This is a genomic window from Pseudomonas sp. SID14000, assembly GCF_002165135.1.
GTDB lineage: Bacteria > Pseudomonadota > Gammaproteobacteria > Pseudomonadales > Pseudomonadaceae > Aquipseudomonas.
In genome coordinates, this window is sequence record NZ_NFZQ01000024.1 from 1 (window position 1) to 26,994 (window position 26,994).

At 63.2% G+C, this 26,994-nt stretch carries 25 protein-coding genes, 1 pseudogene and 1 riboswitch; of the genes and pseudogenes, 17 read left to right on the forward strand and 9 right to left on the reverse strand.

All coding sequences use genetic code 11. From position 1 onward, the window contains the following. Window positions 1–107: pseudogene (locus tag CAY82_RS27175) on the forward strand (IS110 family transposase); the annotation flags it as partial. Window positions 108–255: 148 nt separating this feature from the next. On the opposite strand, the gene mqo reads toward CAY82_RS27175, so the two are convergent. Both mqo and CAY82_RS24165 read right to left on the reverse strand, forming a co-directional pair. Beyond that, window positions 256–1,764, reverse strand: coding sequence for a malate dehydrogenase (quinone) (mqo, locus tag CAY82_RS24160; RefSeq protein ID WP_087503364.1), 1,509 nt, complete (start codon window positions 1,762–1,764; stop codon window positions 256–258). 599 nt (window positions 1,765–2,363) lie between these two features. Continuing rightward, window positions 2,364–2,597, reverse strand: a complete 234-nt coding sequence (locus tag CAY82_RS24165; RefSeq protein WP_087503365.1) for a hypothetical protein — start codon at window positions 2,595–2,597, stop codon at window positions 2,364–2,366. A gap of 145 nt (window positions 2,598–2,742) precedes the next feature. On the opposite strand from CAY82_RS24165, the gene CAY82_RS24170 reads away from it, so the two are divergent. Together CAY82_RS24170 and CAY82_RS24175 are read left to right on the forward strand one after the other, a co-directional pair. Next, window positions 2,743–3,327, forward strand: coding sequence for a YajG family lipoprotein (locus tag CAY82_RS24170; protein ID WP_087503366.1), 585 nt, complete (start codon window positions 2,743–2,745; stop codon window positions 3,325–3,327). 217 nt (window positions 3,328–3,544) lie between these two features. Then, a complete protein-coding gene (locus CAY82_RS24175; RefSeq protein WP_087503367.1) occupies window positions 3,545–3,805 on the forward strand; it encodes a hypothetical protein in 261 nt (86 codons plus the stop codon). 33 nt (window positions 3,806–3,838) lie between these two features. Here the strand turns inward: CAY82_RS24175 and CAY82_RS24180 are convergent, their stop codons facing one another. Next, window positions 3,839–5,005 (reverse strand): 1-acyl-sn-glycerol-3-phosphate acyltransferase, encoded by a 1,167-nt coding sequence (locus CAY82_RS24180; RefSeq protein WP_087503368.1) that lies wholly within the window; start codon window positions 5,003–5,005, stop codon window positions 3,839–3,841. Window positions 5,006–5,130: 125 nt separating this feature from the next. Here CAY82_RS24180 and CAY82_RS24185 point away from each other — a divergent pair, with 125 nt between their 5' ends. From CAY82_RS24185 to CAY82_RS24200, 4 genes are all read left to right on the forward strand, one after another. After that, window positions 5,131–5,313, forward strand: coding sequence for a CPXCG motif-containing cysteine-rich protein (locus CAY82_RS24185; protein ID WP_087503369.1), 183 nt, complete (start codon window positions 5,131–5,133; stop codon window positions 5,311–5,313). Then, window positions 5,313–5,573 (forward strand): DUF2007 domain-containing protein, encoded by a 261-nt coding sequence (locus tag CAY82_RS24190; RefSeq protein ID WP_087503370.1) that lies wholly within the window; start codon window positions 5,313–5,315, stop codon window positions 5,571–5,573. Before CAY82_RS24185 ends, CAY82_RS24190 begins: the two co-directional genes overlap by 1 nt. A gap of 15 nt (window positions 5,574–5,588) precedes the next feature. Then, on the forward strand, window positions 5,589–6,209 hold the full coding sequence (locus CAY82_RS24195) for an SOS response-associated peptidase (RefSeq protein ID WP_087503371.1): 621 nt from the start codon (window positions 5,589–5,591) through the stop codon (window positions 6,207–6,209). Between the two features lie 199 nt (window positions 6,210–6,408). After that, window positions 6,409–7,224 (forward strand): M48 family metallopeptidase, encoded by an 816-nt coding sequence (locus CAY82_RS24200; protein WP_087503372.1) that lies wholly within the window; start codon window positions 6,409–6,411, stop codon window positions 7,222–7,224. A gap of 154 nt (window positions 7,225–7,378) precedes the next feature. Here CAY82_RS24200 and CAY82_RS24205 read toward each other — a convergent pair whose 3' ends face one another. The 3 genes from CAY82_RS24205 to CAY82_RS24215 all read right to left on the reverse strand — a co-directional run bounded on the left by CAY82_RS24205 (window position 7,379) and on the right by CAY82_RS24215 (window position 10,249). After that, window positions 7,379–7,963: a TMEM165/GDT1 family protein gene (locus tag CAY82_RS24205; RefSeq protein ID WP_087503373.1), complete on the reverse strand. Its 585-nt coding sequence runs from the start codon at window positions 7,961–7,963 to the stop codon at window positions 7,379–7,381. Window positions 7,964–8,051: 88 nt separating this feature from the next. Next, window positions 8,052–8,191, reverse strand: a riboswitch (yybP-ykoY riboswitch). 40 nt (window positions 8,192–8,231) lie between these two features. Continuing rightward, the gene (locus CAY82_RS24210; RefSeq protein ID WP_087503374.1) at window positions 8,232–9,230 is read right to left on the reverse strand and encodes a class I SAM-dependent methyltransferase; all 999 of its coding nucleotides are present in this window, start codon (window positions 9,228–9,230) and stop codon (window positions 8,232–8,234) included. 53 nt (window positions 9,231–9,283) lie between these two features. Further along, window positions 9,284–10,249, reverse strand: a complete 966-nt coding sequence (locus CAY82_RS24215) for a 2-hydroxyacid dehydrogenase (protein WP_087503375.1) — start codon at window positions 10,247–10,249, stop codon at window positions 9,284–9,286. Window positions 10,250–10,560: 311 nt separating this feature from the next. Between CAY82_RS24215 and CAY82_RS24220 the strand changes: the two genes are divergently transcribed. The 8 genes from CAY82_RS24220 to CAY82_RS24255 all read left to right on the forward strand — a co-directional run bounded on the left by CAY82_RS24220 (window position 10,561) and on the right by CAY82_RS24255 (window position 22,946). Then, window positions 10,561–12,243: a fatty acid--CoA ligase gene (locus CAY82_RS24220; RefSeq protein WP_087503376.1), complete on the forward strand. Its 1,683-nt coding sequence runs from the start codon at window positions 10,561–10,563 to the stop codon at window positions 12,241–12,243. Window positions 12,244–12,575: 332 nt separating this feature from the next. Next, on the forward strand, window positions 12,576–14,459 hold the full coding sequence (locus CAY82_RS24225; RefSeq protein ID WP_087503377.1) for a DUF1302 domain-containing protein: 1,884 nt from the start codon (window positions 12,576–12,578) through the stop codon (window positions 14,457–14,459). Between the two features lie 25 nt (window positions 14,460–14,484). Beyond that, window positions 14,485–15,849, forward strand: coding sequence for a DUF1329 domain-containing protein (locus CAY82_RS24230; protein ID WP_087503378.1), 1,365 nt, complete (start codon window positions 14,485–14,487; stop codon window positions 15,847–15,849). 334 nt (window positions 15,850–16,183) lie between these two features. After that, window positions 16,184–18,901 carry a LuxR C-terminal-related transcriptional regulator gene (locus tag CAY82_RS24235; protein ID WP_087503379.1) on the forward strand — a complete coding sequence of 906 codons (2,718 nt, stop codon included), beginning with the start codon at window positions 16,184–16,186 and terminating at the stop codon, window positions 18,899–18,901. Between the two features lie 159 nt (window positions 18,902–19,060). After that, window positions 19,061–20,668 carry a tetratricopeptide repeat-containing response regulator gene (locus tag CAY82_RS24240; RefSeq protein WP_087503380.1) on the forward strand — a complete coding sequence of 536 codons (1,608 nt, stop codon included), beginning with the start codon at window positions 19,061–19,063 and terminating at the stop codon, window positions 20,666–20,668. After that, window positions 20,665–21,357 carry a sensor histidine kinase KdpD gene (locus tag CAY82_RS24245; RefSeq protein ID WP_087503381.1) on the forward strand — a complete coding sequence of 231 codons (693 nt, stop codon included), beginning with the start codon at window positions 20,665–20,667 and terminating at the stop codon, window positions 21,355–21,357. Before CAY82_RS24240 ends, CAY82_RS24245 begins: the two co-directional genes overlap by 4 nt. Before the next feature lie 116 nt (window positions 21,358–21,473). Beyond that, complete coding sequence (locus tag CAY82_RS24250; RefSeq protein ID WP_087503382.1) at window positions 21,474–22,118, forward strand: MBL fold metallo-hydrolase; 645 nt, start codon at window positions 21,474–21,476, stop codon at window positions 22,116–22,118. Window positions 22,119–22,226: 108 nt separating this feature from the next. After that, the gene (locus tag CAY82_RS24255; RefSeq protein ID WP_087503383.1) at window positions 22,227–22,946 is read left to right on the forward strand and encodes an OmpA family protein; all 720 of its coding nucleotides are present in this window, start codon (window positions 22,227–22,229) and stop codon (window positions 22,944–22,946) included. 125 nt (window positions 22,947–23,071) lie between these two features. Here the strand turns inward: CAY82_RS24255 and pta are convergent, their stop codons facing one another. Together pta and CAY82_RS24270 are read right to left on the reverse strand one after the other, a co-directional pair. Continuing rightward, window positions 23,072–25,159, reverse strand: a complete 2,088-nt coding sequence (pta, locus tag CAY82_RS24265) for a phosphate acetyltransferase (protein ID WP_087503384.1) — start codon at window positions 25,157–25,159, stop codon at window positions 23,072–23,074. A gap of 31 nt (window positions 25,160–25,190) precedes the next feature. Then, window positions 25,191–25,493: a DUF3565 domain-containing protein gene (locus CAY82_RS24270; RefSeq protein ID WP_087503385.1), complete on the reverse strand. Its 303-nt coding sequence runs from the start codon at window positions 25,491–25,493 to the stop codon at window positions 25,191–25,193. Here CAY82_RS24270 and CAY82_RS24275 point away from each other — a divergent pair. Further along, window positions 25,492–25,977 carry a peptidylprolyl isomerase gene (locus CAY82_RS24275; RefSeq protein WP_003259610.1) on the forward strand — a complete coding sequence of 162 codons (486 nt, stop codon included), beginning with the start codon at window positions 25,492–25,494 and terminating at the stop codon, window positions 25,975–25,977. The genes CAY82_RS24270 and CAY82_RS24275 overlap by 2 nt on opposite strands. 144 nt (window positions 25,978–26,121) lie before the next feature. Beyond that, a complete protein-coding gene (locus CAY82_RS24280) occupies window positions 26,122–26,604 on the forward strand; it encodes a glutathione peroxidase (RefSeq protein WP_087503386.1) in 483 nt (160 codons plus the stop codon). Between the two features lie 291 nt (window positions 26,605–26,895). On the opposite strand, the gene CAY82_RS24285 is transcribed toward CAY82_RS24280, so the two are convergent. Next, a partial coding sequence (locus CAY82_RS24285; RefSeq protein ID WP_140399069.1) for an IS3 family transposase occupies window positions 26,896–26,994 on the reverse strand: 99 nt, incomplete at its 5' end.

Here is a 26,994-nt window from a genome sequence, read left to right on the forward strand (position 1 = left end):
CCACCCAAGCTCTGGTAATCCTTGCTAGAAAGCTCGCGCGGGTGGCATTCGCCCTGATGAAAAATCAGGACGAATATGTCACCAAAGGCGGGAAACTGGCTTGCTGAAAACCATAGAATCTCCCACAGGTACAGCGCAGCCCTAAGCTGTGGTGCTGTCCTTGTGGGAGCGGGTTTACCCGCGAAAGGGCAGGAACAGGCTGACATCCAGGCACAAAAAAACGCCCCGAGGGGCGTTTTTTCGTTACCGGGCGAATCAGGCGTAGTGCTTGGCCGCCGGGCTGCTTTCCACCAGTTCCAGCGCCACGTCGTTGTCGGCACTGACCTTGTGGTACAGGGCGGCATCGGTCGCCAGAGCTTTTTCGCGAGCCGGGAAGATTTCCTTGAGCTTGGCAGCCCAGGCACCTTTGGCCTGCTCGGGGAAGCAGCGCTCGATCAGTTCCAGCATGATCGACACGGTCACCGAAGCACCCGGCGATGCGCCGAGCAGTGCAGCCAGGCTACCGTCCTGGGCCGAGACCAGCTCGGTACCGAACTGCAGCACGCCGCCTTTCTTCGGGTCTTTCTTGATGATCTGCACGCGCTGGCCGGCTACTTCCAGGCGCCAGTCTTCGGCCTTGGCCTGCGGGTAGAAGCGACGCAGGGCTTCCAGGCGCTGTTCCATCGACTGCATCACTTCGCTGACCAGGTACTTGGTCAGGTCCATGTTGTCACGGGCCACGGCCAGCATCGGGCCGATGTTGCCCATACGTACCGACAGCGGCAGGTCCATCAGCGAACCGTGCTTGAGGAACTTGGTGGTGAAGCCGGCGTAAGGCCCGAACAGCAGCGATTTCTTGCCGTCGACCACACGGGTATCCAGATGCGGTACCGACATTGGTGGGGCGCCGACCGCGGCCTGGCTGTAGACCTTGGCCTGATGCTGCTTGACGATTTCCGGGTTGTCGCAACGCAGCCACTGGCCGCTGACCGGGAAGCCGCCGAAGCCTTTGCTTTCCGGGATGCCCGACAGTTGCAGCAGCGGCAGGGCCGCGCCACCGGCGCCGAGGAAGACGAAGCGGGCGTCCACTTCACGGCTGCCGCCGCTGTTGACGTCCTTGATGCTCACGGTCCAGCCGCTGCCGTTACGGCGCAGGCCGACGACCTTCTTGCTGTACTTGACCTGGGCGTCCTGCGAGTCGCCCAGCAGCTTGAGCAGCTTGTTGGTCAGGGCGCCGAAGTTGACGTCGGTACCTTTCAGTACGCGGGTGGCGGCGATGTGCTGGTCGGCCGGGCGGCCTGGCATCATCAGCGGCATCCAGTCCTTCATCACCGCCTTGTCTTCGGTGTATTCCATGTCGGCGAAGGCGTGGTGCTGCTTGAGCAGCTCATAGCGCTTCTTGAGGAAGGAAACACCCTTGTCACCCTCGACGTAGCTCAGGTGCGGGACAGGGTTGATAAAGGCCCGCGCCGAGCCGAAGTTGCCCTTTTTGCTCAGGTAGGCCCAGAACTGGCGCGAAACCTCGAACTGGGTGTTGATGTGCACGGCCTTCTTGATGTCGATGCTGCCATCGGCGGCCTGGGGCGTGTAGTTAAGCTCGCACAGGCCGGCATGGCCGGTGCCTGCGTTGTTCCAGGGGTTGGAGCTTTCCGCGGCTCCGGAGTCCATCGCCTCGACGACCTCAAGCTTCAGGGTCGGGTCGAGCTCCTTGAGCAGTACGGCCAAGGTGGCACTCATGATGCCCGCGCCTACCAGTACCACATCAACCGATTCGTTCTGCGCCATTTAACGCGTCTCCACAATCTACAGCTACCTAATTGACAGCACAGGACCTGGGTTCGCCAAGGTCGCCATGTCCGACTTTTCGCAGTTCTTGCAACTTCCGCGGACACCGCCAATCAGTCTTCGGGTTCGGGTATTGAACGCGGTTTGCCACGGGTGCGGCAATTCGACTTATGGTCAAGGTGTCGTGCGTGCGTTATGGAACGGCTCAGACACTCATGCGGGATGAGTGCATTTGCCGCCTGTTCAGGGCTGTTCGGGACACATCTGCCGCTTTTGCACATGCCAGACTGTTCATATTGCTCGCCACACTCTTGTGAAGTTGTGAAAACCGTTTTTTCACGCTCTTTTGGAGACGTGAACCTCAAAGGGGACTGCGCGATGGCAACCCGCAGGTTCATGCAGTGTGAAGGGCCGAAAAGCAGGCACGACAGCCGATGCAAGACCTGAGTGGAAGGCTCTCTGTGGGCGAAGCGGTGAAGTTGCCGGGGTCAATCGGCGAATGCGGGGCCCGATCAGGAGACGTCCTTATAATCGGGGGGAGATTATAGCGATGTCGCGGGCAGAAATGTCGTCATTCGTGGTTTTTATTGCTGCGTTTGTCAGGCCGCGAGGATGCGCTGGTGCCAGCGGCGGCTTGCGCGGGCGCAAACCCGGGCGCTGGCAGGCAACTCGCGACCCAGCCAGGCAAGCTGGATTTCACCGATCTGGACCCAGCCGCTGCCGCTGGGTGCCTGGCTGCATTGCTTGAAGGCCAGGCATTTGCCGTCGGCGTCGAGGCGAGCATAAGCGTTGTGGCGCGGGCGTTGGAAGAGCAGGGTCCAGAGCGAGGCCATGGCGGCGAGTCCTGTGCGTTAGGGCTTGGTGCAAGGATAAGGGCGTGGCGATGAAACGATTGTGACAAGCGGGCCGGGCCGATGACTGGTCGATGCGTGGCTAGGTATACTGTGGGCCTTCGCCGCTATTTCTGGAGTAACGCGCATGTTGCAACGTCTGTTGTTCGGTTTGATCGCCGTGGCCAGCCTCAGCCTGGTCGGTTGTGCCCACAGCCCGCAACAACTCAACCCGCAACCCACGCTCAAGGCCCAGCTCGTTCCGGTCGGCCATGGCCAGCCGGTCGTGGTCCGGGTGGTTGACGGCCGGGCTTCGCAATCCCTGGGTACTCGCGGTGGCATGTACCCCGAGACCAGCACCATCAGCGTCAGCGGTAACGACATCGTGCCCAAGCTGCAGGCTCAGGCCGAAGCCGCCGTGCGCCTGCTCGGCTTCACCCCGACGCCGAACGCCTACAACGCGCCGCAGCTGACCGTGACCCTGGCCGAGCTGAAGTACCAGTCGCCGAAAGACAACCTGTACGTGACCGAGGCCACCATCGGCGCCACCTTCCGTGCCGATGTGTCCAATGGCGGCCGCCGCTACAGTGGCCGTTATGGCGCTTCCCTGGACCAGCGTTTCGGCATGGCGCCGAACCAGGAAACCAACACCCAGTTGGTGGGCGATGTGCTGAGCGATGCCCTGACCCGCATGTTCAAGGATCCGACCATCGGGCAGGTGCTGGGGCAGTAAGCTTTCAGCTGTAAAACAAAACCCGCTGCCTGTGTTCCAGGCAGCGGGTTTTTTATTGTTCGTGCCGGCCCTTTCGCGGGTAAACCCGCCCCTACAGGGATCGCGCCAGTGCGCATGACAGATGAAACTTGATGACACTTTGTCGCCTGGGCCGGGCGTCAGGGAACGACTTGGGTAAAATGCCGGCCTTTGCCGTCGCTCACACCGAGGTTGCGTGATGTCCTTGCAAGTACTCTGGGGGTTCCTGGCCACCCACCCGATCAAGCTGATCAATCTGCTGGCGCTGCTGCTGACCTGCCCGGGCGGGTTGCTGCTGCACAGTGCACGGCGGCGCGAGGCCGAGACCCGCGAATACATGGCAATGGGCGAGGGGGTAGTAGACGCATTCGACCTTCGGGTGCCGCGCTACTTCTACATTCTTGGCTTTTCGTGCCTGGCGATGGCGTTGCTGTTGTCCTGGTTCAGTACCTGGGTCTGAGATTCGGGGCTGCAACGCAGCCCCGGCATTCGCTCAGGCAACCGGTGCCTGCTGCCTGACCTGATACTGGTTGCGTACTGGCGTCGCATACTGCAGCACCAGGTACGGCCGCTGCTCCTCAGGGCAGGCATCCAGGCGGCGTTGCCATTCCTCCTTGGCCCGGGCCAGCTCATCGGCCGGGAACATCTTCTCGGCGTTCGGCACCTGCAGCGCCTCATCCTTGCCATCCCACATTGCATAGGCCAGGTAGTGCACCGGGAATAGCCGGTAGCCGCCGAGGATCTGTCGGTCGATTTCAGCCGCCAGCTGCTTGGTGTCCTCGTGGTATTCGGTCACCGGCGGGGCGAAGTTGATGTGCACCCGGCCCTTATAGCCGGTAATGCCCTTGGCGATGCTGTTGTCGTCCTCGCCCGGTGCCTTCTTGTAGGTACCGGTGGTGGCGCGGATGTACAGCTCGCGTGCCTTGGCCTGGTCGCATGGGTCATATTCGTAGCTGATCGACACCGGCGTCAGGTTCAGGCTCTGGATCACCGCGCCGAACGGCTCGTCCTTGCGGCTCATGTGGAACATCTTGAGGATCGCCGAATCGGTGCGGTCGTCACCGTCCTTGGCCCGGCCTTCGGCCTGGGCGATCCAGATCGACGTGGCGTCGTTGCGGATCGAGTGGTTGATGTAGGCCGAGAGCAGCTGGTAGGCCGCCAGCTTCTCACGGCGCCCACTGATCGAGCGGTGTACGATGAAGCTCTTGTTCAGGCGCATCATGTCGCTGACAAACGGCTTTTGCAGCAGGTTGTCACCAATGGCGATGCGCGGCGTGGGCAGGCCTGCGTGGTACACCGCGTAGTTGACGAAGGCCGGGTCCATGACGATGTCACGGTGGTTGGCCAGGAACAGGTAGGCGGTGCCGGCCTTGAGCTGCTCCACACCAGAATAGGTGACGCCGTCGGTGGCGCGATCGATGGTCTGGTCGACGTAGTACTCGACTTTGTCCTGCAAGGTCGAGACACAGGTGACGCCAGCGAATTCCTTGCGCAGGCGGCGGGCGATCAGCGGTTTGAGCAACCAGCCGAGAGCACCGGCCGCACGCGGGAAGCGGAAGTGGGTGAGGATATCGAGGAATGCCGGGTCGCTGAGCAGGCGTGCCAGAACGGCAGGGACCTCAGCGTCGTCGTACGGTCGGATGGCATCGAATTCGCCCATCATGCTCTCTTGTTGGAAACGGCTAGGGTAATAAGGTAGGGGCGGGTTCCGAAAAACGGCTCGGACACACACAGGCCCTGTAAACAGACCGGCAATTATACGCATAAGTCACCCCGGAGGCCGCGATGCTGCAAACTGCGTTCTACGATTGCCCTTATTGTGGCGAAGAAGTCGAAACCACGGTGGACCTGTCCGGTGGCGATCAGGAGTACATCGAGGACTGTCAGGTATGCTGCAAGCCTATCCGCTTCGTGCTGCAAGTTCATGGCGAGGAGTGGATGCTGGATGTCTTCGGTGAGAATGACTGATGCAGCGCATCTACGAACCGGAAAGCCTGCTTGAGGCGGAAATGCTGGCGGGCATGCTTGCCAGTGAGGGGATCGAGGCGCACCTGGTTGGCCGTGATCTGGTCGGTGCGGCCGGCGAGCTGCCGTTGCAGGGCTTGTTGGGGCTTGCCGTGGCTGATGAGCAGGCCGAGTACGCACGGCAGCTGATCGATGCGTACAATGATGCCCTGCCACTGGTTGGCGACGAACCGGAGAGTTTCCCCGGTACCTTGATCTGCTAGGTTCTCAATTCGCCCATGTGTGGACGTTACGCCCTGTTTCGCTGGCCCCAGGCCCTTGCCAGTCTGCCGGGCTTTCCCGTTGGCCAGCCAGCCCAATGGAACATCTCGCCGGGGGCCTCGGTGCTGATCCAGCGCCAGCTCGATGGCCAGATGCAACTGGTCAAGGCGCGCTGGGGATTGACCCCGGCCTGGCTCACCGACCTGTCCCGCACCCCCGCCCATGCTCGCGCCGAAACCTTGGCCGAGCAGCCGATGTTTCGCGATGCATTTCGCCAGCGTCGCTGCCTGATGCCGGCCAACGGCTTTTACGAATGGCGTGGCAGCGTGCGCAAGCGTCCGTACTGGCTGACCCCGGGTGAGGGCGCGGCGCTGTACTTCGCCGCCGTGTGGGAGGCATACCCGGTGCAGGATCAGGTGTGGCTGAGTTGCGCGGTGGTGACCCAGGCGGCAATGAACCAGCGTCGGCCGCTGATACTGGACGAGGCGGGGCAGGCGGCCTGGCTTGACCCGGACACGCCGCTGACCCGGCTGCATGAATTGCTGGCCAGCCCGCCGGCGACGTTGCGCGAGCGGGCCCTGGCGCATTTCGTCAATGACCCGAAGCTGGATGCGCCGGAGTGCCTGACCCCGGCCTGATGGGCTACCTGCACCGGCCCTTTCGCGGGTGAACCCGCTCCCACAGGTATCGCGTTGACCTCAGGCATGCCGGGAACCCTGTGGGAGCGGGTCTACCCGCGAAGAGGCGGAGCCTGCCAAGTAAAATCTTCCGTGCGGCTATGGCGGCCCACCGGCGAGTCAGCCTAGGATACGGCGCATGTACCAAGGGAGTGTTTTCATGCGTAAGTCTTTTGTCGTCAGCCTGTTGAGTGCCGGCATCCTGCTAGCCGGCTGCCAGGCGGTGAATACCACCAGCGGCGGTGCTGTCGGCGTCGAGCGCCAGCAGTACATGTTCAGCATGCTCTCGACCGATGAGGTCAACCAGATGTACGCCCAGTCGTACCAGCAGACCCTGGGTGAAGCATCGAGCAAAGGCGTGCTCGACAAGTCCAGCGCTGTTGCCAAGCGTGTGCAGGTAATTGCCAACCGCCTGATCGCCCAGACGCCCAAGTTCCGCCCGGATGCCGCGCAATGGAACTGGGAAGTGAACGTGATCAAGAGCGACGAGCTCAACGCCAACTGCGGCCCGGGCGGCAAGATCATCGTCTACACCGGGCTGATCGATCAGCTCAAGCTCACCGATGCGGAAATTGCTGCGGTGGTGGGTCACGAGATCGCCCACGCCCTGCGTGAGCACAGCCGCGAGGCGATGTCCAAGGCGTATGGCGTGGAAATGGCCCGTCAGGGAGCCGGAGCCCTCTTTGGCCTGGGCCAGAGCGGCATGGCCTTGGCCGATACGGTGGTGAACTACGCCATGACCCTGCCCAACAGCCGTGCCAACGAGAACGAAGCCGACCTGATCGGTCTGGAGCTTTCGGCGCGTGCCGGTTACGACCCGAATGCCGCGATCACCTTGTGGAACAAGATGAGCCAGGCTTCCGAAGGCGCACCGCCTGAGTTCATGAGTACTCACCCGGCGTCCCAGAGCCGCATTGCTTCGCTGCAGGCGGCGATTCCGAAGGTGATGCCGCTGTATCAGGCGGCCAGGAAGTAAGACCCGATTTCCAGCTTGATGCGGGCCCCTTGTAGCAGCAGCCTTGTGCTGCGAAAGGGCCGGTAAGAGCACCACATTTCCTGGTGCCTGTACCGGCCTCTTCGCAGCGCAAGGCTGCTCCTACAGGTTCGGCGTCAGCCTGTCGCCTTTTGGGTTAGCCCACCCAGCCACTGGCCTTCATCGCCGAGTAGACGGCCACGATCGCCAGCACGAAGAACGCCGTGGCCGCCAGGCGACGGATCAGCGTCAACGGCAGTTTGTCCGCCGCGAAGTTGCCCGCCAGTACCACCGGCACGTTGGCAATCAGCATGCCCAGGGTGGTGCCGATAATGACCATGATCAGGTGCGGATACTGTGCAGCCAGCATCACTGTGGCGACCTGGGTCTTGTCACCGATTTCAGCCAGGAAGAACGCGATCAGCGTGGTCAGGAACGGCCCGAAGCGGCGTGCCGGGCTCTCGTCGTCATCCATCTTGTCCGGTACCAGGGTCCACAGCGCTGTGGCGGTGAAGCTCGCGGCCAGAATCCAGTGCAGTGCCGAGTCGCTGAAGAAACTACCGACCCACGCGCCCACGGCACCCGCCGCAGCATGGTTGGCCAGGGTGGCGGCGATGATACCGGCGATGATCGGCCAGGGCTTGCGGAAGCGGGCAGCGAGTATGAGCGCGAGCAATTGCGTCTTGTCGCCGATTTCGGCGAGGGCAACGATGGCGGTGGGGACCAACAGAGATTCCAGCATCAGGATTCCTACGGGGGCGGGTCGACACGGCTATGACACGTACAGCCTCCCCGCCCCGGGTAAGGTGTGCGTGTCATAGGTCTTGTCAAACCCTGGATCCGTCAATGCGGATCTCGCCATGCAGGCTGGCATGGTGGGTCGCACGCGCCATGGTCTGTGGACCAAGTATGTTGACGCGTACCGGGCGAGCTGGGCGCTCGCGGGAGACTACTCCCCTAGGACGGTGCGGATTCTGCCTAGGCAAAACGCTTTCGGCAAGCGCTGTTTTTTATCCGTGTATTGCCTGGTAGATGCGGAAGCCGTCCGCCTCGTCGCGTACCTGGCAGTTGCCAAGCGCCCCTTCGATGAGAGGCTGGTAGCGCAGGAAGCTGTTGGCAACCAGGCGCATTTCGCCACCTTTTCGCAGATGAACGGCCGATTTTTTCAGCAAGTTCTCCGATGCCTGGTAGTTGGTGTGCACCCCGGTGTGGAACGGCGGGTTGCTCAGGATCAGGCTCAGCTCGGTCGGTGCCGCGTCGATTCCATCGCCGCTGATCACTTCGCCTTCCAGGCCATTGGCGGCCAAGGTCAGGCGGCTGGCGGTCACGGCGAAGGCGTCCACGTCCAGCAGGGTCACCCGGCTTTGTGGATAACGGCGCTTGACCGTGGCGCCCAGTACCCCGGCACCGCAGCCGAAGTCCAGCACATGCCCGCTTGGCAGGCCGTCCAGGTGCTTGAGCAGCAGGGCGGTACCGCGATCGAGGCGGCCATGGCTGAACACGCCGGGCAGGCTGACCACCTGCAGCGGGCCGTCTTCCAGGGTGAGCTCGAAGCGTTCGGCCAGGCTTTCCAAGGGTTTGGCTTCTGGCGCGTGCTCGATGGTCACCTGCCACAGCTGGCAATGGCGGGCGCTGTCGAGCTTGCGCGGCCTGCCAAAGGCTTGCAGTTGCTTGGCCGCGCCTTCGATGCCACCGCGTTTCTCACCGACCAGGTACAGCTCGCGGCCGCCCAGGCGCGATGCCAGGGCGTTGAGCAGGTAGGCGGCCAGTTCGCGGGACTTGGGCAGGAACAGTACGGCGCTGTCGAAAGCCACTTCAGGGGGCTCCACCGCATAGTGGCTGCGGCCGGCGAAGCGGCTTTCGAGCATGGCCTGATCGCCCGCATGCCAAGTCCAGGCCTGGGCCTGAGGCAACTGAGCGAGCAGGCCGTCGGCGGGGGCGCCGGCGAGCAGCAGCGGCCCCTGGAACAGCTCTGCCTGGCGGAGCAACACTTCACTGCGCGGGTCCATGGACGACGCCTCCTGGAAAAAGTGGCGCAGTGTAGCAGAGGCGGGCGCCGGGCTCAGCTGACCACGCGGCGTGGCTGCCCGGCGAAAAAGGCCTGGGCGTTCTCGCTGAGCTGGCCGACGATGCGCTGGCGCGACTCCACCGCACCCCAGGCGCTGTGCGGGGTGATGATCAGGCGCGGGATGCCGGGTTCAAGCAGCGGGTTGCCGCTGACCGGTGGCTCCACGCTCAGCACGTCGGTGGCGGCGCCGCCCAGGTGGCCACTGCGCAGGGCGTCGGCCAGTGCTTGCTCATCAATCAAGCCGCCGCGGGCGGTGTTGACCACCAGCGCGTTGGGTTTGAGCAGGGCCAGCTCGCGGGGCCCGAGCATGTTTCGGGTGTGCTCGTTCAGTGGGCAATGCAGGGTCAGGGCGTCGACTTGCGGCAGCAGCTCGTCCAGTGGCAACCGGTCGGGGCGTTCCGGGCGGCCGGGGATCTGCCCGCTGAGCACGCGCATGCCGAAGGCTTCGGCCAGCCGCGCCACCGCGCCGCCCAGTTCACCGTGGCCGAGCAGGCCAAGGGTCTTGCCCTCCAGCTCGACGATGGGGAAGTCCAGCAGGCAGAACTGGCTGGCCTTGGCCCACTTGCCGTCGGCTACCGCCTGGTTGTAGTCGCACAGACGGGTGGCCAGGGCCAGCAGCAGGGCGAGGGTGTGCTGGGCGACGGACGGTGTGCCGTAGCCCTGGCAGTTGCACACGGTGATGCCCTGGGCGCGCGCTGCCGCCAGGTCGACATTGTTGGTGCCGGTGGCTGCCACCAGGATCAGCTTCAGTTGCGGGTTGGCGGCCAGGGTCGCGGCGTCGAGCAAGACCTTGTTGCTGACCACCGCCACCGCCCCCTGCAGGCGTTCGGCGACCTGCTCCGGGCGGGTGGCGGCGAACAGCTCGAACTCGTCGAACTGCTGCTTCAGGGGCGAGAGGTCAAGATCGCCCAGGTCCAGGGAATGGTGATCGAGAAACACGGCGCGACGCGGGCTGGGCATGAAGTTCTCCGAGGCAGGCGGGATTTCGGTGTCGCGGCCATTCGCGGGTAAACCCGCTCCCACAGGTCCTGCACCAGCCTCTGCAATGGTGCAATACCTGTGGGAGCGGGTTTACCCGCGAATTGGCCCTCAGCTTCACCACATAACCTGAAGCTGCCGCCGCAGTGTCTAGCTCAACCTTGCCGCCCGTCAACGCCCCTTACTCATACCTTCGCCACGCAAATCATTCCTTCGGCTGATTTAGCCGTCACATTGGCGAACTACAGTAGTTCCCAGACTTGTCCGGCCCGCTTTTCAGAAAAGGGATACCCATGTTGCAGACCCGCATCATCAAGCCCGCCGAGGGCGCCTACGCCTACCCCCTGCTGATCAAGCGCCTGCTGATGTCCGGCAGCCGCTATGAAAAGACCCGCGAAATCGTCTACCGCGACCAGTTGCGGCTGACCTACCCTCAGCTCAACGAGCGCATCGCGCGGCTGGCCAACGTGCTGACCGAAGCCGGGGTAAAGGCCGGTGACACCGTGGCGGTGATGGACTGGGACAGCCACCGTTACCTGGAATGCATGTTCGCCATTCCGATGATCGGTGCGGTGGTGCACACCATCAACGTGCGCCTGTCGCCCGAGCAGATTCTCTACACCATGAACCACGCCGAAGACCGCGTGGTGCTGGTCAACAGCGACTTCGTCGGCTTGTACCAGGCCATCGCCGGGCAACTGACCACCGTCGACAAGACCCTGTTGCTGACCGATGGCCCGGGCAAGACTGCCGAGCTGCCCAACCTGGTCGGCGAGTACGAGCAACTGCTGGCCGCTGCCAGCCCGCGCTACGACTTCCCGGACTTCGACGAGAACTCGGTGGCCACCACCTTCTACACCACTGGCACCACCGGCAACCCCAAGGGGGTTTACTTCACCCACCGGCAACTGGTGCTGCATACCTTGGCCGAAGCCTCGGTGACCGGCAGCATCGACAGCGTGCGCCTGCTAGGCAGCAACGACGTGTACATGCCCATTACCCCTATGTTCCACGTGCACGCCTGGGGCATTCCCTATGCCGCCACCATGCTCGGCATGAAGCAGGTGTACCCGGGGCGTTATGAGCCGGAAATGCTGGTCAGGCTGTGGCGCGAAGAGAAGGTCACCTTCTCCCATTGCGTGCCGACCATCCTGCAGATGCTGCTCAACTGCCCGACCGCCCAAGGGCAGGACTTCGGCGGCTGGAAGATCATCATCGGCGGCAGCGCGCTCAACCGCTCGCTGTACCAGGCCGCCCTGGCACGCGGCATCCAGCTGACTGCCGCGTATGGCATGTCCGAGACCTGCCCGCTGATTTCCGCCGCCCACCTGAACGACGAGCTGCAGGCCGGCAGCGAGGATGAGCGCGTCACCTACCGCATCAAGGCCGGCGTGCCGGTGCCGCTGGTCGAGGCGGCCATCGTCGACGGCGACGGCAACTTCCTGCCCGCCGATGGTGAAACCCAGGGCGAACTGGTACTGCGTGCGCCGTGGCTGACCATGGGCTACTTCAAGGAGTCGGAGAAGAGTGAGGAACTGTGGCAGGGTGGCTGGCTGCACACCGGTGATGTCGCCACGCTCGACGGCATGGGCTACATCGACATCCGCGACCGCATCAAGGATGTGATCAAGACCGGTGGCGAGTGGGTTTCCTCGCTCGACCTCGAAGACCTGATCAGCCGTCACCCGGCCGTGCGCGAGGTGGCGGTGGTGGGGGTAGCCGACCCACAGTGGGGTGAGCGCCCGTTTGCCCTGCTGGTGGTGCGCGAAGACCAGGTCATCGACGCCAAGGGGCTGAAGGAACACCTCAAGCCGTTCGTCGAGCAAGGGCACATCAACAAGTGGGCGATTCCAAGCCAGATCGCCGTTGTTACTGAAATTCCCAAGACCAGTGTCGGCAAGCTCGACAAGAAACGCATCCGCCAGGACATCGTCCAGTGGCAGGCCAGCAACAGCGCGTTCCTTTCCACGCTGTAACCGCCATGCGGGTCGCGTACCGCATAACGCGACCCGCATGTTAGAGCGGTGGAGCCTTGCCAAACGGCAGAAATACGCCATCCTTTAGCACTGCCAGCGCGCAACCGGAACAACATTGCAGCGAGTTGGCAGCACGGAGCGCAAATCACACTTTAGAGGGATCAAGCGTCTGTGCCTTGCTGGCTATAGTCGGGGCCAGGGGATTTTCAGGAATGGGGGAAGGCGACATGCACAAGCCGTGTCGCCGCAGGCGCAAGCCTGCAAACCGGTCGCTCGGGCCGTTCTTGAAAGGACTCACTGCCATAACAAAAAAAGTACATGGAGTAGCGTCGATGAAATCTGCAAACCTGTTCTGGCGCCGGGCCAAGTTGCCCCTGGCCGTCAGCCTTGCTTCCACGCTCGCAAGTCCTGCTTTCGCTGTCAGTTTCAACATTGGTGAAATCGAAGGCCAGTTCGACTCGTCGCTCTCCGTCGGTGCCAGCTGGTCGACGGCCAACCCCAACAAGAACCTGATCGGGGTGAACAACGGCGGCAAGGGCTTGTCGCAGACCTCCGATGATGGCCACCTGAACTTCAAGAAGGGCGAAACCTTCTCCAAGATCTTCAAGGGCATCCATGACCTGGAGCTCAAGTACGGCGACACCGGCGTGTTCGTCCGTGGCAAGTACTGGTATGACTTCGAACTGAAGGACGAAGGCCGCGAGTTCAAGGACATCAGCGACTCCAACCGCAAGGAAGGCGCCAAATCGTCCGGTGCCGAGCTGCTCGACGCCTTTGTCTACCACAACTATTCCATCGGCGATCAGCCGGGCTCGGTGCGCCTGGGCAAGCAGGTGGTGAGCTGGGGTGAAAGTACCTTCATCGGTGGCGGCATCAACTCGATCAACCCGATCGACGTGTCGGCGTTCCGCCGCCCCGGGGCCGAGATCAAGGAAGGCCTGATTCCGGTCAACATGTTCTACGTTTCGCAGAGCCTGACCGACAACCTGTCGGCCGAGGCCTTCTACCAGATCGAATGGGACCAGACGGTCGTCGACAATTGCGGCACCTTCTTCTCCCAGCCGGACATTATTGCCGATGGCTGTACCGACAACCTGCGTGTGCTCAACAGTAGCCGGACACTGCCGGCCCAGGCACTCGCTGGCCTGTCGAGCTTTGGCGTAGACGTCAACGGCGAAGGCGTCAAGGTCCGCCGAGGGGCCGACCGTGATGCCCGTGACAGCGGCCAGTTCGGGGTGGCGTTCCGCTACATGTTCGAGCCGCTGGATACCGAATTCGGCGCCTACTTCATGAACTACCACAGTCGGGCACCGATCTTTAGTGCTACCGGGGCGCCGCAGGGGCTATTCAACCTTGTTAACAACATAAATACACCCGCTAATGTGCGTGCGCTGGCGCCGTTGATCATCGCGGGCAACTCCGAGTACTTCGTCGAGTATCCGGAAGACATTCGCCTGTATGGCTTGAGCTTCTCCACCACGTTGCCCACCGGCACGGCCTGGAGCGGCGAGCTCAGCTACCGCCCCAACGCTCCGGTGCAGCTCAACACTACGGACATTCTGTTTGCAGGGGTAACGCCGATCGATCGAGCGCCCTTCAATAACGCTTCGGTGTTGACCGGCACGCCCGGGCAGGACCTGCATGGCTACCGGCGTAAGGAAATCACCCAGTTCCAGACCACGTTCACCCACTTCTTCGATCAGGTCATGGGTGCCAGCCGTCTCACCGTGGTCGGTGAAGTCGGTGTCACCCATGTAGGCGGGCTGGAAAGCAGCAGTAAAGCTCGTTACGGGCGTGATCCGGTATACGGCCCCGGCCCGTTGCCAAACGGGAACTGCGCCACTCTCAACGCCGGCACCATCATTGGCTCGGGGCTTGGTTCGTCGACCGCAAACCTGACCCGCAACTGCGAAAACGACGGTTTCACCACCTCGACCTCCTGGGGTTACCGCGCTCGTGCCATCTGGGACTACAACGACGTGTTCGCCGGGGTCAACCTGAAACCCAGCGTGGCCTGGTCGCATGACGTCTCCGGCTACTCGCCGGGCCCTGGCGCCAACTTCGAGGAAGGGCGCAAGGCCGTCAGCCTGGGCCTCGACGCCGAGTACCAGAACACCTACACGGCAAGCCTGTCGTACACCAACTTCTTCGATGGCAAGTACACCACCGTGGATGACCGCGACTTCGTCGCGCTCAGCTTCGGCGTGAACTTCTAAGCATTCAGATCCAGGACGACACGACATGAACAAGACCAGAAGTCTGCTGCAAGCCGGTGTGCTGGGCCTGTCCCTGCTGGCGACCAGCGTCATGGCTGCGGTATCCGCCGACGAGGCGGCCAAGCTGGGCAGTACCCTGACCCCGATGGGCGCCGAAAAGGCCGGCAACGCCGATGGCTCGATCGGCCCGTGGGAGCCGTTGTCGAAGAGCGCGGGCAGCGCTGACGGCAAGGGCTTCCTGTCCGACCCGTACGGCAGTGAAAAACCGCTGTTCACCATCACGGCGCAGAATGCCGACCAGTACAAGGACAAGCTCTCGCCGGGCCAGCTGGCCATGCTCAAGCGCTACCCGGACACCTTCAAGATCCCGGTATTCAAGACCCATCGCGGTTCCACGGTACCGGCAGACGTGTTCGCCGCCATCAAGGAAAACGCCACCAAGACCACCCTGGTGGAGGGCGGCAACGGCTTGAACAATTTCAGCACTGCCGTGCCATTCCCGATTCCGAAAAGCGGCCTGGAAGTGATCTGGAACCATATCACCCGCTACCGCGGCGGCAGTGTCAGCCGCCTGGTGACCCAGGCCACGCCGCAGCAGAACGGCTCATTCAACCCTGTCTACTTCTCGGACCAGTTTGTCTTCCGCGAGAGGATGAAGGATTACGACCCGAACAACCCGGGCAATATCCTCTTCTACTTCAAGCAGGAAGTGACCGCGCCTGCGCGCCTGGCCGGTACCGTGCTGCTGGTGCATGAAACCCTCGACCAGGTGAAGGAACCGCGCAAGGCGTGGATCTACAACGCCGGCCAACGCCGCGTGCGCCAGGCACCGCAAGTGTCGTACGACGGCCCGGGTACCGCCGCCGACGGTTTGCGCACCTCGGACAACCTGGACATGTTCAACGGTGCACCAGACCGCTATGACTGGAAGCTGGAAGGCAAGAAGGAGCTGTACATCGCATCCAACGCCTTCAAGCTCGACGACCCCAAGCTCAAGTACACAGACATCATCAAGGCCGGGCACATCAACCAGGACCTGGCCCGTTACGAGCTGCGCCGCGTGTGGCACGTGGTCGCGACCCTCAAGCCTGGCCAGCGGCACATCTATGCCAAGCGTGACTTCTACATCGACGAGGACACCTGGCAGGCTGCGGTGATCGACCAGTACGACGGCCGTGGCCAACTGTGGCGCGTGTCCGAGGCGCATGCCCAGCCTTACTACAACGTGGCGGTGCCGTGGTACACCCTGGAGGCCATCTACGACCTGCAGTCGGGCCGTTACCTGGCCCTGGGCATGAAGAACGAAGAGAAGCGCGCCTATGACTTCGGCTTCAGCGCCAGCAAGGCCGATTTCCAGCCAGCTGCACTGCGCCAGTCGGGTATTCGCTAAATATCGCGCAACCCCGGAGCGCCCCGGCTTGTCCGGGGCGTTTCATTTTCCTGTACCGGCCTCTTCGCGGGTGAACCCGCTCCCACAGGTACTGCACTGGACTTGAAACCTGTGCAATCCCTGTGGGAGCGGGCCCGCGAAGAGGCCGCTACAGCAATAAAGCTGGTGAATACCTCAGCAAACCCCCGTCCCAGCCCCTGTCCATCAGTCATGTTGCTTTTTGTCGCAGTCTTTTCCGGGGCAATTGCGCCCATCATCTTCAAATGCGCAGCGTTACCGGCTAGTCTCGCAAGCATCCATACCGCCGTAGTCTTCCAACCAGAACGAGCCGGCCATGACAGATCTGTCCCGTACGCATGGATTCACCAGCCAGGCCCTGGGCCTGCTGGACGGGCGTTTCTTCCGGCCGCCCTTGCCAGACGGCCATGTGCCGCGCCTGCGCCTGTGCCAGCGGCTGCAAGCCGGCCTCGGCGGGCGGCTGTTGCTGGTCAACGCCCCTGCGGGTTTCGGCAAAAGCTCCCTGGCCATCGAGTTTTGCGAAGCGCTGCCCGAGCACTGGCGTAGCCTGTGGCTGGGCCTGAGCCAAAGGGATGCCGACCCTGGCCGCTTCCTCGAACGTCTGCTCGAAGGCCTGCAGCAGTACTGCCCGGCGTTGGGCGGCCAGGCCATGGGCCTGTTGAAAATGCGCCAGCGCCATCAGCCTTTCGCCTTCGAGGAATGGCTCGACGGCCTGCTTGACGAGCTGGCACTGTACCTGCAAGCCGATACTCCCTTGTTGCTGGTGCTGGACGACTATCACCTGGCCCAGGGGCCAGTGCTCGACCGTTGCCTGCAATTCTTCCTCAATCACCTGCCCCCCGGCCTGGTGCTGCTGGTCACCAGCCGCCAGCGCCCGGACTGGCACCTGGCGCGCCTGCGCCTGTCGCGGCAACTGGTCGAACTCAACGAACAGGACTTGCGCCTGACCGCCGAAGAGTCGCTGGCGGTCATCGGGCGCCAACCCACCGGCCTGCGCGGTCAGGCCCTGGATAATCTGATCCAGCGCAGCGACGGTTGGGTGGCCGGGTTGCGTTTCTGGCAACTGGCGGCCAGCGAGTCAGCTGACGAGCAGGGTTTGCCCCAGGCCTTGCATGGCGGCGAGGGCCTGATCCGTGACTATCTGCTGGAAGAAGTCATCGACATGCTTCCCGCCGACGTGCAGGCCTTCCTGTACGACACGGCCTGCCAGGAACGTTTCTGCGCACCGCTGTGCGATGCCGTGCGTGACCGACACGACAGTGCCGCGATCCTGCGCTTCCTGCAGGCGCACCAGGTGTTCCTGGTGCCGCTGGACGAGCATGGCCACTGGTTCCGCTATCACCACCTGTTCTCTGACCTGCTGCGCAGCCGCCAGGCCAGCGAGCCGCTGGCCGGCCTGCAGCTGCGTGCCTGCCGCTGGTTCGAAAGCCAGGGCCTGCTGGACGAGGCGGTGGAGCAGGCGCTGCGTGCCGGTCACCTCGATGTCGCCGCCGACCTGGTGCAGAGCCTGTCCGAGGAGCAACTGCTGGCCGAACAGAACGTCGGCATGTTGCTGCGCTGGAAGATGGACCTGCCCGACAGCCTGCTGATCAGCACGCCGCGGCTGATCGTGCTGTACAGCTGGGCGTTGGGCCTGGCATGCCAGCTGGACGCAGCCGAGGAACTGGCGGGATACCTCAGCCGCTTCCTGCCCGCGCCTTCGGCGACCGCACAAAAGTCCATGCTGGCCCAGTGGCTGGCGCTGAGTGGCGTGATCGCCCGTGGTCGTGGCAACCGCGAGCGTACCTTGGCCTATTGCGGCGAAGCGCTGCAGAGCCTGCCGAGCAAGCGTTATGGCCAGCGTCTGGTGTGCCTGTCGACGCTGTCCAACCTGGCGATTGCCGATGGCGATTTCTGGCGGGCCCGTGGCTGGAACCGCGAGGCTCTGGAGCTGGCCCAGCGTGTCGGCAACCCATTGTTCGAAGCTTTGGCCCATTACGACCGGGCGCGGGTGCTTCATGCCCGTGGCGAGGTGTTGCGCGCGCTGGACGAAGTGCGCCAGGGGCTGCAGCGCCTGCAAGGGTTGTCGGCACAGCGCCTGTATGCCGTGCGCGCCCGCCTGACGCTTTACGAAGGCTACCTGCTGGTCTCGCGTTTGCAGCCGGCCCAGGGCCGCGCCCGCTTGCGTGCGGGGCTGGGCGAAGCGCGGGCCTGCCGCGATATCAGCGTACTGATCGGCCACTGCGTGATCGCTGCGCTCGATGGTCGGGAAGGGCACTTTGCCGAGGCCTTTGCCGAGTTGGCCGAGGCTGAGCGGCTGATGCACATCTGGGACGTGCCGCCGGTCTACTACCTGGCCATGATAACCCTGGTCAAATGCGAGTTGTGGCTGGCTCAGGGGCGCATCGACCTGGCCGAATCCTGGCTGCTGCGCCTGGGCCAGACCTATGGCGGCGAGCAAGCGGCGGCGGCCCCGGAATTCCACCCGTTGCTGCCGTTGCATATCTCCTTGCAGCAGGCATTGCTCGAGCGTATCCAGTCGCGCAGCGACGACGCAGCGCAACGCCTGGCCGGCCTGGTCAAGCGCGGCCAGGCCAGTGGCGGCATGATGCTCACCGTCAGTGCCCTGTGCCAGTGGCTTGGCTTGTTGCTGGGCGAAGGCCGGGAAACGCAGGCCGCCCAGTTGTTGCCAAGGGTGCTGGATGCAGCCCGTGGCGGCGTGCTGCAACCGTTCCAGCCTTTGCTGGAGCAGCACCCGCAGTGGCTTCTCGAACAGCTGCAGGCAGCTGTCGCTTGCCCGGTGCAGGCTGAACTGCTCAAGCGCCTGCCGCAGATGCCAAGCGCCAGCACCGGCAGCGGCGAAGCCCTGAGTGGCCGCGAGCTGGCCGTGCTCGAGCTGATTGCCCAGGGCTGTTCCAACCAGCAGATCAGCGAGCGGCTGTTCATTTCCCTGCACACGGTGAAAACCCACGCCAGCCATATCAACAGCAAGCTGGGAGTGGAGCGGCGTACCCAGGCGGTGGCCAAGGCCAAATCCATGGGGCTGCTGGCTTGATACTGGCCCCGCAGGGCATTGCCCGTTAAAGTGATGGCTTGAGGCCATTGTCCGTGGCCGCCAATGCTCTACCCTCATCTTTCCCGACCAGCTGCCGATACAGCGATCGTTGGCATCGCCTCGCGCGATTTTTCAATCATTCCAAGGCAGGCCGTGTTGATGCTGCAGTACGGGCAAAAGAGCTTTCTGATCGTCGACGACTTTACCGACTTTCGCACGTCGACCCGTTCCATGCTGCGCGAGCTGGGCGTGCGTGACGTGGATACCGCCGACAGCGGCGAGCAGGCGCTGCGCATGTGTGGGCAAAAGCGCTATGACTTCATCCTGCAGGACTTCCACCTGGGCGACGGCAAGAAGAACGGCCAGCAGGTGCTCGAAGACCTGATCCTCGACAAGCACATCAGCCATGAGTGCGTGTTCATCATGGTCACGGCCGAGAGCAGCCAGGCCATTGTCCTCAGCGCCATCGAGCACGAGCCTGATGCCTATCTGACCAAACCGTTCAACCGGGTTGGCCTGGCGCAGCGCGTCGAGAAGGTGTACCAGCGCAAGACCCTGCTCAAGCCGATCCTGCAGGCCCTGGACCGCAATCGCCCGGCCGAAGTGCTGGCGGCCTGCGCCGAGCTGTGCAAGCGCGACCCACGCCTGGCGCCGCTGTGCCTGCGCTATCGGGCCGATGCCCTGCGCGACCTCAACCGCTTCGAGGAGCTGGAGAAGTTCCTCAAGGCCATTCTGGCCAGCCGCCCGCAGCCGTGGGTGTACTCGGCGTTGGGCAGCCTGATGCACAAGCGTGGCCAGAATGCCCAGGCCCAGGGCGTTTATGAGCAGGCGCTCAAGGCCTTTCCGATCATGCCAGGCCTTTACGATGGCATGGCCGAGGTGCTGGTGGCCCAAGGCGAAACCAGGCGTGCGCAGAACATGCTTGAAGAAGCCGTGCGTCTGTCGCCGTTGTCGGTGCGCCGACAGTCGACGCTGGGCAAGCTGGCATTGGAAAACGAAGACTTCGAGAGTGCCTCGAAGGCGTTCCGCCATGCGGTGAACCAGGGCCAGAGCTCACGCTACAAGGACCCTGAGAACAACCTGGGCCTGGTGCAGGCGCTGATGAGCAAGAATGCCGGTTTTGGCCTGGATGCGCGCACCCGGGTCGAGATCAACAGCACACTCAGCGAAGTGGCCAAGGACAACCCCGAGGACCAGGGCCTGCAGGTGCGTGCCCGCATGATGAAGGCTGCCAGCCTGCAGCAGGCTGGTGACCTTGAAACGGCTGCCAAGCTGACCGAACAGGCGATCCAGCGCCTGGACAAGATGAACCAGTTTTTCTCGGTCGATTCAGCCCTGACCGTTGCCGCGCAGTTGCAGGCCATGGGGCAGGAAGCCGCCGCCATCGGCGTGCTGAAGAGCTGTGTGGAAAGTTATGGCGATGACCCGAAGGTCATGGAGAAGGTCGGCAAGCTGACGGACGACCCCGGCGTGCTCAACGCCATTACCGAAGCGGTCACGCTCAATCGTCAGGGTGTGCGCAGTTACCAGGGAGGGCAGCTCGGCGAGGCGTTGCAGCTGTTCCGCAAGGCGCTGGGTTTGCAGCCGAAGAACATCAGCATCGCCCTCAACACTGCCCAGGCGCTGCTGCGCATCGGCGGTGACAACCCTCAGCCGGCGATCATGCAGGAGTGCCGCGACGCCCTGACCAGCGTGGCCGGCATCCCCGCCAGCGACAACCGCTACGACCGCTACCGCAAACTGCACATCCGAGTGTTCGGCGCATGAATCAAGACAATCAGGGGCTGGATTTTTCCACGGTGATCGCCTCCACCGTGCACGATCTGAAGAACTCCCTGTCGGCGCTGATCCAGTCCCACAACCAGTGGATGCAGCGCTTGCCCGAGGAACTGCGCGGTGGTGCCGAGCAGGGGGTGATGGAGCATGAGTTTCGTCACCTCAACGGCATGCTGGTGCAGTTGCTGGGGCTGTACAAACTGGGCGTGAACCAGTTGCCGATGTGCCCGGACTACCACGAACTGGACGATTTCATCGAAGCCCAGCTGGCGGCACACGAGGAAGTGCTCAAGCACAAGGACATCCTTGCCACCTGGCGCATCGACACCGACAATCCGCTGGGCTTCTTCGATCGCGAACTGGTGGCCTCGGTGATCGCCAACGTGATCACCAACGCCACCCGCTTCGCCGCGCATGCCTTGCTGATCACCATCGAAGAGGCAGACAACCAGTTGGCCATTTGCGTCAACGATGATGGCCCGGGTTATCCACAGCGCATGCTCGAACGCCAGGAAGAATTCATCCAGGGTATCGACTCGACCAGCGGCAGTACCGGTCTGGGCCTGTATTTTGCGGCGCGGATCGCGGCACTGCATGAAAGCGGCGGGGTACGCGGGCGGATCGAGATCTCCAATGGCGGGGCGCTTGGGGGAGGGTTGTTCAGGTTGTTCTTGCCTTAGGATGTGTGGCGCTCGATCTCACAGGCGCCACACATCTCAAGACATGAACCTCGTGCACCCACCCCAATTTCCTGTCAGGCTCTCAGCAGAACTCCAGCTTTGCCATCGAGAACACCATGACCCAAGCCCCGCCTGCGCTCATCCGCGAAACCTTCCCCGTAGGCCCCCTGCAATGCAACTGCACCCTGATCGGCGACCCGCTGACCAGGAAGGCCATCGTCGTCGACCCGGGGGGTGACCCGGACAAGATCCTTGCACGCCTGCAGGCCCACGGCCTGACGCTGGTGAGCATCATCCACACCCACGCGCATTTCGATCACTTCCTCGCCTCGGGCAAGCTCAAGGAACTGACCGGCGCTACGCTGCACTTGCACAAGGATGACCAGGCGCTATGGGACAACCTGGAAATGCAATGCCAGATGTTCGGCGTGCCCTACACCCCGGTACCTGCGCCAGACCGTTGGCTGGGGGATGACGAGGAGCTGGCCTGCGGCTGTGGCGTGGCCCTCCATACGCCAGGCCATACGCCGGGCTCGATGAGCTTCTGGTTTGCCGAGGCCAAGCTGCTGATCGCCGGCGATACCCTGTTCCGCCGTGGCATTGGCCGTACCGATTTGTGGGGTGGCGACCAGCGGGCTATCGTGCGTTCCATCAAGGAGCGGCTGTACCGGCTGGACGAGGAGGCCATCGTGGTGACCGGCCACGGGCCCGATACCCGCCTGGGCGACGAAATGCGCGAAAACCCCTTCGTGCGTGCCTGATGGCACATGAAGGCACTTTCACGGAATTTTTCGTTGCCTACGCGATCCAAGGCTGGCATAGATCCCGTTATGATCTGCCGCATTCATGAATTCAGTAGGAGCTTGTCCATGTTCACCATGCGTCGTCTGATTATCGTCGCAACCGCCGCTGCCCTGATGACCGGGTGTGCCGGCCAGAACCCTTATGACAGCCAGGGTCAGGCGCAGGGCTCCACGGGGATGAGCAAGACCGCCAAGTACGGCGGCCTGGGCGCACTGGCCGGCGCTATCGCCGGTGCCGCCATCGACCACAACAACCGTGGCAAGGGTGCACTGATCGGCGCCGCCGCCGTGGGTGCTGCTGCAGCCGGTTATGGCTACTACGCCGACAAGCAGGAAGCCGAGCTGCGCGCGCAGATGGCCAACACCGGTGTGGAAGTGCAGCGCCAGGGTGACCAGATCAAGCTGATCATGCCGGGCAACATCACCTTCGCCACCGACTCGGCCAACATCGCGCCAAGCTTCTACTCGCCGCTGAACAACCTGGCCGGCTCGTTCAAGCAGTTCAACCAGAACACCATCGAAGTGGTTGGCTTCACCGACAGCACTGGCAGCCGCCAGCACAACATGGACCTGTCCCAGCGCCGTGCGCAGGCGGTCAGCACCTACCTGACTTCGCAGGGTGTGGATGCGTCGCGTATCTCGGTACGTGGCATGGGCCCGGACCAGCCGATCGCCAGCAACGCAGACGCCAATGGCCGCGCGCAGAACCGCCGGGTGGAAGTGAACCTGAAGCCGATTCCGGGTCAGCAGTATGACCAGCAAGGTCAGGTTCAGCAGTATCCCTGATCGATCAGAGTGACCCTGTGGGAGCGGGTCCACCCGCGAACACCGGCGTAGCCGGTGCCAAACACCGCGTCGCATTCTTCGCGGGTGAACCCGCTCCCACAGGGGCTGCAAAGCAGCCCCGGCTTTTAGCCCACCACGCTCGCCTGAATCGCCGTCAGGGCAATGGTATGCACGATATCGTCAACCTGAGCCCCGCGCGGCAAATCGTTCACCGGCTTGCGTAGCCCTTGCAGCATCGGCCCCAGGCTGACCCCGTCGGTGCTGCGCTGCACCGCCTTGTGGGTCGTGTTGCCCGTATTCAGGTCTGGGAACACGAACACCGTTGCGCGCCCGGCCACCGGGCTGCCCGGCGCCAGGTCCCGTGCAATCGCCGGGTTGGCCGCCGCGTCATACTGCAACGGCCCATCGATCAGCAGCTCCTGCGCCGCGTCCTGTGCCAGGCGGGTTGCCTCGCGCACTTTCTCGACTTCCTCATCGCTGGCCGAATCGCTTGAATAACTGATCATCGCCACCCGCGGCGCGATGCCGAAGGCCTGCGCCGATTCGGCACTCTGCCGGGCGATCTCGGCCAGCTCGACGGCACTTGGGTGTGGGTTCATCACGCAGTCGCCGTACACCAGCACCTGCTCGGGGAACAGCATGAAGAACACCGACGACACCAGGCTCGAGCCCGGTGCGGTCTTGATCAGTTGCAGCGCCGGGCGGATGGTGTTGGCGGTGGAGTGCACCAGGCCCGAGACCAGGCCGTCCACTTCATCCAGGGCCAACATCATGGTCCCGATCACTACTGGGTCTTCCAGTTGCTGCTCGGCCATTGGTGCATTGAGGTTCTTGCTCTTGCGCAGCTCGACCATCGGCTCCACATAGCGCCCGCGAATCAGCTCGGGGTCGAGAATCTCCAGGCCTGGTGGCAAGGTGATGCCCTGGGCGCGGGCCACCGCGTCGACGTCCTCTGGCTTGGCCAGCAGCACGCAACGGGCAATGCCGCGGGCCTGGCAGATGGCCGCAGCCTGCACCAGCAGCGGCTCGGCGCCTTCCGGCAGGACGATACGCTTGTTCGCCTGCTGTGCCCGCTGAATTAGCTGATAGCGGAACACTGCTGGCGAAAGGCGCAGTTCGCGCGGGGTACCGCAACGCTGGTGCAGCCAGGCGGCGTCGAGGTGGCTGGCGACGAAGTCGGTGATGAATTCGGCGCGCTCGCGGTCGTCCACCGGGATTTCACGGTTCAGCGAGTTGAGCTGGTTGGCGGTGTCGTACGAGCCGGTACTGACCGACAGGATCGGCAGGCCGGCCTGCAGGGCGCCCCGGCACAAACCAAGGATGCGTGTGTCTGGCTTGCCGTCGCTGGTCAGCAGCAGGCCGGCCAGTGGTACGCCGTTGATCGCCGCCAGGCTGACGGCGAGGATGATGTCGTCGCGGTCACCCGGGGTCACCACCAGTGTGCCCGAGGTAAGCAGCGGTACCGTGTTGGCCACGGTGCGTGCGCAGATGATGATCTTGCTCATGCGCCGCTGCTCATAGTCACCGGCATTGAGCACCTGGGCTCCGAGCAGGTCGGCCACGTCGCGGGTGCGTGGGGCGTTCAGTTCGGGCTGGTAAGGGATGCAACCGAGCAGGCGGAAGTCGTTGCCGCGTAGCAGTGGCGAGTGTTCGCGCAGGCGGGTGGAAAAGTCCGCCATGCTTTCGTCGGTGCGCACCTTGTTGAGGATTACCCCGAGCACTTTCGGGTCGCGCGGGCCACCGAACAGCTGGGCCTGCAGTTCGACCCGGCCGGACAGCTCACTGAGCACTTCGTTTTCCGGTGCAGATACCAGGATCACTTCGGCATCCAGGCTCTTGGCCAGGTGCAGGTTGACCCGCGCCGCATAGCTGGCGTGGCGCGTGGGCACCATGCCCTCGACCACCACCACGTCGTTGCCGATGCAGGCTTGCTGGTACAGGCGGATGATTTCTTCGAGCAACTCGTCCAGCTGGCCATCGCCGAGCATGCGTTCTACGTGGCCCAGGCTCAGCGGCACAGGAGGCTTGATGCCATGGGTACGGGCGACCAGTTCGGTGGAGCGCTCGGGGCCAGTGTCACCCGGGTGGGGCTGGGCGATCGGCTTGAAGAAGCCGACCTTAAGGCCGGCGCGCTCCAGGGTGCGCACCAGGCCCAGGCTGATGGAGGTCAGGCCGACGCCGAAGTCGGTCGGCGCAATGAAAAATGTCTGCATGCGTGCTTCTCGGAATAAGCGGTGCAAGAAATTAACGGCCAAGGGTAGCGCTATCGGCCCCTTGTGCGCACCAGCCGCAAGCGAAAGCCTGGCCGACGTGCTGTGCGCGTTGGGCGGGGTCGAGCACCCAGGGGCGGGCCTGCCACGGCGGCTGGTGGCGCAGGTGCTGGGTGTGGCCGCAGGACAGCTCGACCACCCAGTGGCCTTCTTCGTCCTGGTGGAAGCCGGTGATCCGACTGATGGGCCGTTGCTCGTCCGCAGCGCGTTCGCAATCGGGCGATGGCTTGGTTACACTTGTGCGCTCTACATACTTTTGCAAAAGGTCTTGCCCCATGCTGATCGCCGCCAACAAGGCTGTCTCCATCGACTATACCCTGACCAACGACGCCGGGGAGACTATCGACAGCTCCGCTGGCGGTGCACCGCTGGTTTACCTGCACGGTGCCGGCAACATCATCCCGGGCCTGGAAAAAGCCCTGGAAGGCAAGCAGGCCGGTGACGAGCTGAACGTTTCCATCGAGCCGGAAGATGCCTACGGCGAGTACCTGGCCGAGCTGGTCAGCACCCTGAACCGCAGCCTGTTCGAAGGCGTCGACGAGCTGGAAGTGGGTATGCAGTTCCACGCTTCGGCGCCGGATGGCCAAATGCAGATCGTCACCATCCGCGATATCGACGGCGACGACGTCACCGTTGACGGCAACCACCCGCTGGCCGGTCAGCGCCTGACCTTCCAGGTCAAGGTAGTCAACGTGCGTGATGCCAGCGACGAAGAAATCGCTCACCGCCACATCCACGGTGAAGGTGGCCATCACCACTGATTTTCTGCGCTAAGCTCAGAAAGTCGCCAGGCGCTCGGGCAAGCCGATTTGCCTTCCTACGGGAGGTGGACGGTTTGGACGAGCGCCTTTTTAGTGGGCGGAATTCGCCTGCGCGGCAACCGGGAACCTGAGAGGGGATTCATCATGAGTGCATTTCACGACCTGAAACTGGACGCCTTGAACGGTGGGGAGCTGCCCCTCGCGCCGTTCAAGGGCCAAGTGGTGCTGGTGGTCAACGTCGCCTCCAAGTGTGGTCTCACGCCGCAATACAAGGCCCTGGAGAACCTCTACCAGGTTTACAAGCACAAGGGCTTCAACGTGCTCGGCTTGCCGTGCAACCAGTTTGCCGGCCAGGAGCCGGGCAGCGAAAAGGAAATCCGGGAGTTCTGCAGCCTCAACTACGGGGTGAGCTTCCCGCTGGGTGCCAAGCTGGAGGTCAACGGGCCGCAGCGCCACTCGCTCTACCGCCTGCTGGCGGGGGAGGGGGCAGAGTTCCCGGGGGACATTACCTGGAACTTCGAGAAGTTCCTGGTTGGCAAGGACGGGCGGGTACTGGCGCGTTTTTCGCCGCGCACGGCACCGGATGATCCGGCGGTGGTGCAGGCTATCGAGAAGGCGCTGGGCTGAGTAGCTGGGGACGTATCAAGGCTGCCAGGTGATTGTCGCAATATGTGCAGCGCCTGTGAAATCGAGCGCCGCCCGCGCGGCGCTTCGCGGGACAAGCCCGCTCCCACATTTGTTGCAACGTGCCGAACCTGTCAAGCCATGGTTGCCTGTCTTGGTGCATGTCTTGAGACTGGTGAGGCGGCGGCAGCGCCAGCCGAGAAATTGAGTCAGACCAACTAAGGCTGACAACCATGGCCTAACAGACATGGCCACGTTGCAACAAATGGACTGCCCCCGAAAAGTTGGACAGTTTTAGCCAGTAGCCTGAGTCCTGTAGCTGACAGGGCTCAGGCCATTGAGTTTCAGCCTGATGCGGTCATGGTTGTAGTAATGGATGTACTCCTCCAGGCC

Bases quoted from the DNA above. Each gene is read 5' to 3' on its own strand.
- CAY82_RS24195 (WP_087503371.1), top strand. From the start codon at position 5,589: ATGTGTGGACGTTACGCCCTGTTTCGCTGGCCCCAGGCCCTTGCCAGT.
- CAY82_RS24185 (WP_087503369.1), top strand. From the start codon at position 5,131: ATGCTGCAAACTGCGTTCTACGATTGCCCTTATTGTGGCGAAGAAGTC.
- CAY82_RS24170 (WP_087503366.1), top strand. From the start codon at position 2,743: ATGTTGCAACGTCTGTTGTTCGGTTTGATCGCCGTGGCCAGCCTCAGC.
- CAY82_RS24225 (WP_087503377.1), top strand. From the start codon at position 12,576: ATGAAATCTGCAAACCTGTTCTGGCGCCGGGCCAAGTTGCCCCTGGCC.
- CAY82_RS24220 (WP_087503376.1), top strand. From the start codon at position 10,561: ATGTTGCAGACCCGCATCATCAAGCCCGCCGAGGGCGCCTACGCCTAC.
- CAY82_RS24240 (WP_087503380.1), top strand. From the start codon at position 19,061: ATGCTGCAGTACGGGCAAAAGAGCTTTCTGATCGTCGACGACTTTACC.
- CAY82_RS24275 (WP_003259610.1), top strand. From the start codon at position 25,492: ATGCTGATCGCCGCCAACAAGGCTGTCTCCATCGACTATACCCTGACC.
- CAY82_RS24230 (WP_087503378.1), top strand. From the start codon at position 14,485: ATGAACAAGACCAGAAGTCTGCTGCAAGCCGGTGTGCTGGGCCTGTCC.
- CAY82_RS24235 (WP_087503379.1), top strand. From the start codon at position 16,184: ATGACAGATCTGTCCCGTACGCATGGATTCACCAGCCAGGCCCTGGGC.
- CAY82_RS24165 (WP_087503365.1), bottom strand. From the start codon at position 2,597: ATGGCCTCGCTCTGGACCCTGCTCTTCCAACGCCCGCGCCACAACGCT.
- CAY82_RS24190 (WP_087503370.1), top strand. From the start codon at position 5,313: ATGCAGCGCATCTACGAACCGGAAAGCCTGCTTGAGGCGGAAATGCTG.
- CAY82_RS24210 (WP_087503374.1), bottom strand. From the start codon at position 9,230: ATGGACCCGCGCAGTGAAGTGTTGCTCCGCCAGGCAGAGCTGTTCCAG.
- CAY82_RS24215 (WP_087503375.1), bottom strand. From the start codon at position 10,249: ATGCCCAGCCCGCGTCGCGCCGTGTTTCTCGATCACCATTCCCTGGAC.
- CAY82_RS24250 (WP_087503382.1), top strand. From the start codon at position 21,474: ATGACCCAAGCCCCGCCTGCGCTCATCCGCGAAACCTTCCCCGTAGGC.
- CAY82_RS24205 (WP_087503373.1), bottom strand. From the start codon at position 7,963: ATGCTGGAATCTCTGTTGGTCCCCACCGCCATCGTTGCCCTCGCCGAA.
- CAY82_RS24175 (WP_087503367.1), top strand. From the start codon at position 3,545: ATGTCCTTGCAAGTACTCTGGGGGTTCCTGGCCACCCACCCGATCAAG.
- CAY82_RS24245 (WP_087503381.1), top strand. From the start codon at position 20,665: ATGAATCAAGACAATCAGGGGCTGGATTTTTCCACGGTGATCGCCTCC.
- pta (WP_087503384.1), bottom strand. From the start codon at position 25,159: ATGCAGACATTTTTCATTGCGCCGACCGACTTCGGCGTCGGCCTGACC.
- CAY82_RS24280 (WP_087503386.1), top strand. From the start codon at position 26,122: ATGAGTGCATTTCACGACCTGAAACTGGACGCCTTGAACGGTGGGGAG.
- CAY82_RS24180 (WP_087503368.1), bottom strand. From the start codon at position 5,005: ATGGGCGAATTCGATGCCATCCGACCGTACGACGACGCTGAGGTCCCT.
- CAY82_RS24200 (WP_087503372.1), top strand. From the start codon at position 6,409: ATGCGTAAGTCTTTTGTCGTCAGCCTGTTGAGTGCCGGCATCCTGCTA.
- CAY82_RS24270 (WP_087503385.1), bottom strand. From the start codon at position 25,493: ATGGGGCAAGACCTTTTGCAAAAGTATGTAGAGCGCACAAGTGTAACC.
- CAY82_RS24255 (WP_087503383.1), top strand. From the start codon at position 22,227: ATGTTCACCATGCGTCGTCTGATTATCGTCGCAACCGCCGCTGCCCTG.
- mqo (WP_087503364.1), bottom strand. From the start codon at position 1,764: ATGGCGCAGAACGAATCGGTTGATGTGGTACTGGTAGGCGCGGGCATC.